The following is a 5,530-nucleotide window of genomic DNA, read 5'->3' on the forward strand; positions in this document are numbered from 1 at the left end:
GCGATATAGTGAGTAACTTGCTGCGAGCTCAATTGATCCCATCGACGCAGGTAGTGCATTAAAGGAACCATTAACTTACGCTTTAACCAACCCGCATTTTGCTTGTAGTCATGATACATATCCCACGCATAACGCATTGGAGAATGACAATAACAGATATGTGGCACACCTGGCGGGACAATCACACCCTTAGCCGGACCAGATTCACTCGAAATTACCAAATCGTAACCGGACAAATCCAATTCCTCTAATGCCATAGGCATAAAAGGTAAGTAAGCTTGATATTTTTTAATAGCAAACGGAAATTTAGAAATAAAAGAGGTATAAACAGAGTGCTGTGAAATAATAGAATCTGAGAAATTCTCCGTTTGATACACATGAGTATAAATATCAGCCTGAGGAAAAAGCTCACATAATGATTCGATGACTTTTTCACCACCACGAACATTAACTAGCCAATAATGTATAATAGCAATCTTCAATTTTTGGCTCCTACTACTGCTTCAATCGAGCTGTTCCATATTTCACGACTACGCTCCCAATTAAACATAGTTGCTCGCTCCAATCCTTTTTCGATTAACTTGCTTCGTACTGAGTTCTCTGTGACAAGTACATTAATACCATTCGAAATATCACTTATATCCTTTGGGTCAACCAACCATGCCGCATTCCCTGCTATTTCTGGCATTGAAGTAACATTAGAAGTTAACACTGGCGTTCCAACCGCCATAGCTTCAATGATTGGCAACCCGAATCCTTCATATAAACTGGGGAATACCAGTGCGGTAGCACCTTTATAATAACCAGGTAGATCATTCTCTGGAATAAAACCACTAAATTTGACTTTCTGAGCAATGTCCAACTCATTTACCCATTTAATAATTTCATCATTCTCGCTCCCGCTTAAAATTAAGTCATGTGAATTCATAGCATCAGATTTTTTATATGCACTCAATAATCGATAAATATTTTTATGCATTTTTTTATCACCGACATAAAATAAATATGGTCGAACATGTTTGTAAGGTTTGACATTGACATGGTACTTATCATCAACGCCATTATAAACAACTACTATTTTTTCCGGATCTACACCACACCATTGAACAATCTCATTCTTTGTATATTCAGATACAGTAAATATTAATGGTGACTTTTCACAAACAGGTTTAACTAGATACTCATAATATATTTTATTTTTCAAACCAGCATATTCAGGAAAATTAATGTGCATTAAATCATGAATAGTAATTATAGATTTGCGATGCCAAAAGAGCGGACAGTTATAGGAAGGTGAAATATACCAACTGTTGTTCAATAAACATTTAGCTAGTAGCCTTATTGGATCAAATGGGGAGAAAATATCATCAAAACGACCGGAAATAGTTTCTGGTGGCGAAAATGACAGTATTTCTTTGGAAAACCTACCTATACCGTGATTGGCGCACCAGCGAGTGTCATATAACTTCACTTTTTTACTCCAAAAAAGAACAATACCATACCCAAAAAAAATACCAATAAAAAATTCACAGGAAAAACATTTGTGAGTGAGAAATTAAAGTTACCAATAGAAAAAACATTATAAAGCAAGCCAAACAAGGATAAAAAACAATAATATTTATTTGTATATTTTTTCGACAAAACAAGTTAATGAACAAACGGCCTAAATGAAATAATGATTTTTATAAAAAAATAGATCAAAAATAACACATAGCCTGAATTTAAGAATACATTCAAATATCCGATTTCACCAGCTTGCCCACTACCTTTTGAAAAAACATATCCATTATCGTCGGCTTCATGTATCAAAAACATTTTGTCTATAACAGAACAACTTAAAAAAACAAAAGACTAACCCGCATAAAAAACTAAGTACAACAAGAGTAATCACAATTCCCTGATCGAAAAGAAACACTCTCCAAAATTCTGCAAAACAATAATAAATCACACCAGAGACTAATTGGAAACATAAATATTTTCTTTTATTTGCCCAGCCAACATAAAAAGAACAAAATGCTAAGAAAAAAAGTATATAAAAATAACCTAATTGACCAAAATCAGATATTTTATGCATAAAAGCAGAATTTGTATTCAACACAAACTCTATTGTAGTCTCAGGATAATTAGTTAAATTGATATTTTTCTCAGGTCTACCAAAGACATAAATCGCCCCTTGAAATGGAGCTCCCAAATATGTAATGATCTCAGAAAAACCTGCAGCAAAAAAACCCATACCTTTTTGATCATAATATCCAAAATTTCTTGAATAATTTAAAGCCGAAAGTAAAAAGTATCCTAAAAAAGAAACAATAAAAACTTTCATCAGCGAAAAGCGAATCGGTGAAACATATTTAGTATAAATATAAATACTCAAAAAAACAGAAAAAACCAATGCCAGCCGACTTGAAATAATGACGATACTAAACAACAACAAAATGGGCAGCACATCAAAATAACTTTTACTGTAGTAAAATCTTTTTAAAATCAAAAGAGGCATTAATAATATACAAGCATATCTCAAGCTCATTAGGCCTATGGAATATTCATCATATAATGTCTCTTTTAAATTATTAGCCTGACCGGTAACCAAAGAAACATAGAAAAAATCAACCCCTTGAACACTAACTATTTTCCCAATAGTAGCAGACACACCAATCAAACTAAAAATCAACACTACATAGTAGTATACAATTATTTCCAATTTTGAAACGCCGTATGACATAAATCCTGAAGAGCCAGAACTTCTATTTCCTAATAAATAGAAAAAATAGCATGTAAACAATGTTGTTAAATATGCCATTAGAAACATAACCGATGAATAGCTAAAAATATCCCAATATTTATCGAACCCTTTTCTAAGAACATCAAAAGAAGGAAATGCCCACGCAAGAAAACTTGCAGTTTGAGTGAAAACCATAATCAAAAATGGTCTAAAAAAAGAATGATGCAAAGAAATATGTTTAGACATGAAACTAGATACCTAACCTTGGGCTACGACCAAGAATACGTCTAATCAATCTAACAATGAAGTCATAACCCTTTCTTTTAAAAACAAAGCCAATAAAAAAATGAAGAATAAAAAAACCGTGCAACCCCATACCTATTTTTTTAAATTCAAAAAACATTTTGCAATAAACTTTAAATGGTAAATTTAGTTGATCTCGTATATAAGGATAAAAATAATTCCCTATATCACTTCTTACTGCATTATATATAGGCATCTTATTTTTATCATCATCCAGGTCTCTAGCTATATCCAACAAACCTTTAACCATATAAACACGCCCTTCATAGCCGAAACTACCTGGGGTGAATTTCTTTTTTTCATTTTTAGCATTACCAAAATCAGGCTCTATACCATCTCGAGACAATGTTTGTACATCAGATAGGTAAAAACCTTGATACTCTTTTAATAAGGAACCAGCTAAATACATTTGATAATATAAGTGGCCATCATATTTATCCACCGCAATTTTTAGGCACGGTTCACGCTTAAAAACCAAACCAGAAAGCACGCCCATTCTCCGGTAAAAGAACCGAATAGACTCAACACCAGGCTCAAAAAGTGTATCGTCATCTAAATGTCGCACTGTATCTTGGATATTATCCTTCTCACCTGAGAACCAACTATACGCTCGTGAAATGACACCTATATTGGGGTTTTCTAGTACAGCTTTTCTAATTCTTTCTATAGCTAAAGGCTGTAAAAGATCATCATTTCCCATAAATAAGCAATAATCACCAGAGGAACACTCAAGCAAACGACGAAAATTAGCATCGTAACCCAAGTTTTCATCATTTAAATGAAGTGTAATAGGAAAAGATGGGTGCTGTAACCTATATTGAGTAATAGCATTTTTAATATCTTCTCTTTGGGGAGAAACATCCTCACAAATAACAACTTCATCGGGCTGAGACGTTTGTTTACGAATTGAGTCTAGCAACGGGAAAAGAAACTCAACTCGATTGTACGCAGGGATACACACACTAATTTTCATATTCAACCTAAATACTTAATAATCTTTGCTGGAGACCCGCCAATTATAGCGGGTTTGTTTGTACGAAGATTTTTAACGACACTATTGGCAACAATAACTGAATGAGCATTTAAATGTGTTCCAGCTAAAATAACAACACCATCTCCTATCCATGTAGATTCACCTATATACACATCATCTAAATTTATTAAAGGAAGATTAGCCGGGCCTTTTCCTTCCTGATTTGGACCATATCCATGAGAGTGATCACCAATATACACCTTACTACCAATCAATACATTTTTTTCTATAACTATTGATTTTGAACATGAAATATGAACAAAATCACTCATAGCAACATTATCAGAAATCCTCAAAACTGGATTATAGCTAAAATTAAGATAAGAGCTAATACATTCTACCCAACAAAAATCCCCAATAGAAACATTTGATTCTACCGAAAAATATTTTACACCTCGAATTTTTAGTTTAGTACCAACAATTTTAAAACGAACGCCATATGCAAAAAAAAAGAAAATTGATCTAATCCTTTTCAGAAAAGAATGGATTTTTACAAAAAAATACTCAGCCATCTTACCGCCCTCTTAAAAAATTAATCGAATATTCACCTAATAAATTTCCTCATAATAAACTCCATAAAGGAAAGTAGCCGTGATGGTATCAAAGATAAAAACAATAGAAAAATTCTTGAAGGTGACAGATAATAGAAATGTGTCCAGTATTTCAATAAAACTTTAAAGCTAAAAATTCTTTTCTCTCTTAATCTTATAAAGCCCATATATGAAAAAAGTCCAGACACATAACCAAAATTTTTTAATGCAGATACTTTGATTTCTAAGTTATAATTTACTGGCAGAGAAAAAATAAAATTAACCCAGCTATCGCATGCTACTAGCCAAATTATCTCAGAATCACTCCAATTTCTCTTAGCAAGCCCATCTATTTTAATTGGCATCAAAGAAATATCTTTAACCCAGGTTAACTTGAAATTTTTATTTTGTGATATATATTCAAAAATTATACCTGTTTGTATAAAATAAGAGGAATGATAGCGTTTAAAATTTAAACGCCCTATAATTTTTTTTGAGTACACTAAACAACTTAGACATGTCATAATACCTGACAAGTCATTTAACACTTCATTATTGTCATTGTAGCTTTTACTATTTAATTTTAACTTATTCTCAAGATTGAATACAAAAAAGTCGGAATAAAGAAAGTCATTAGTATAAAAATAACTAATCCCCCCTATTGGAACTTCATAGGTATCACCAACTAGCCATAAGTACTCAGCTTCAGTATTACTTAATGCATAGTCAAAATTTGCATCAGCTCCAATATTTTCATGATGACGATGATATTTTAAACCAGAATATTTTTCAGACCATTTTCTTACCACTTCCAAGGTATTATCGGACGAAAAATTATCATATATAGAAATAATAAAATCGAATTTTTCAGTCAGTGGTAAATGTCGCCTCAAAAATTCATCCAAAAATTCTGCACGATTATAAGTAGGAACAACGAGTGCA

6 protein-coding genes are annotated in these 5,530 nt (G+C 32.4%); all 6 read right to left on the minus strand.

Going from position 1 to position 5,530, the window contains the following annotated elements; all coding sequences use genetic code 11:
* Nucleotides 1–482: glycosyltransferase (locus ACN0VI_RS15530; protein WP_417447433.1), on the minus strand; the 482-nt coding region annotated here is incomplete at its 3' end.
* Nucleotides 479–1,471, minus strand: coding sequence for a glycosyltransferase family 4 protein (locus tag ACN0VI_RS15535; RefSeq protein WP_417447434.1), 993 nt, complete (start codon nucleotides 1,469–1,471; stop codon nucleotides 479–481). The genes ACN0VI_RS15535 and ACN0VI_RS15530, both read right to left, overlap by 4 nt.
* Before the next feature lie 327 nt (nucleotides 1,472–1,798).
* The gene (locus ACN0VI_RS15540) at nucleotides 1,799–2,968 is read right to left on the minus strand and encodes a hypothetical protein (protein ID WP_417447435.1); all 1,170 of its coding nucleotides are present in this window, start codon (nucleotides 2,966–2,968) and stop codon (nucleotides 1,799–1,801) included.
* Nucleotides 2,969–2,972: 4 nt separating this feature from the next.
* Entirely contained in the window at nucleotides 2,973–3,998 is a 1,026-nt protein-coding gene (locus ACN0VI_RS15545) for a glycosyltransferase family 2 protein (RefSeq protein ID WP_417447436.1), read from the minus strand.
* 2 nt (nucleotides 3,999–4,000) lie between these two features.
* Entirely contained in the window at nucleotides 4,001–4,570 is a 570-nt protein-coding gene (locus ACN0VI_RS15550; RefSeq protein WP_417447437.1) for a transferase, read from the minus strand.
* A gap of 32 nt (nucleotides 4,571–4,602) precedes the next feature.
* Nucleotides 4,603–5,530 (minus strand): glycosyltransferase family 2 protein (locus ACN0VI_RS15555; RefSeq protein WP_417447438.1); only part of this gene is annotated, 928 nt, incomplete at its 5' end.

The sequence above is a fragment of the Kangiella sp. genome (assembly GCF_048265365.1).
GTDB lineage: Bacteria > Pseudomonadota > Gammaproteobacteria > Enterobacterales > Kangiellaceae > Kangiella.

Bases quoted from the DNA above. Each gene is read 5' to 3' on its own strand.
- ACN0VI_RS15545 (WP_417447436.1), bottom strand. From the start codon at position 3,998: ATGAAAATTAGTGTGTGTATCCCTGCGTACAATCGAGTTGAGTTTCTT.
- ACN0VI_RS15540 (WP_417447435.1), bottom strand. From the start codon at position 2,968: ATGTCTAAACATATTTCTTTGCATCATTCTTTTTTTAGACCATTTTTG.
- ACN0VI_RS15550 (WP_417447437.1), bottom strand. From the start codon at position 4,570: ATGGCTGAGTATTTTTTTGTAAAAATCCATTCTTTTCTGAAAAGGATT.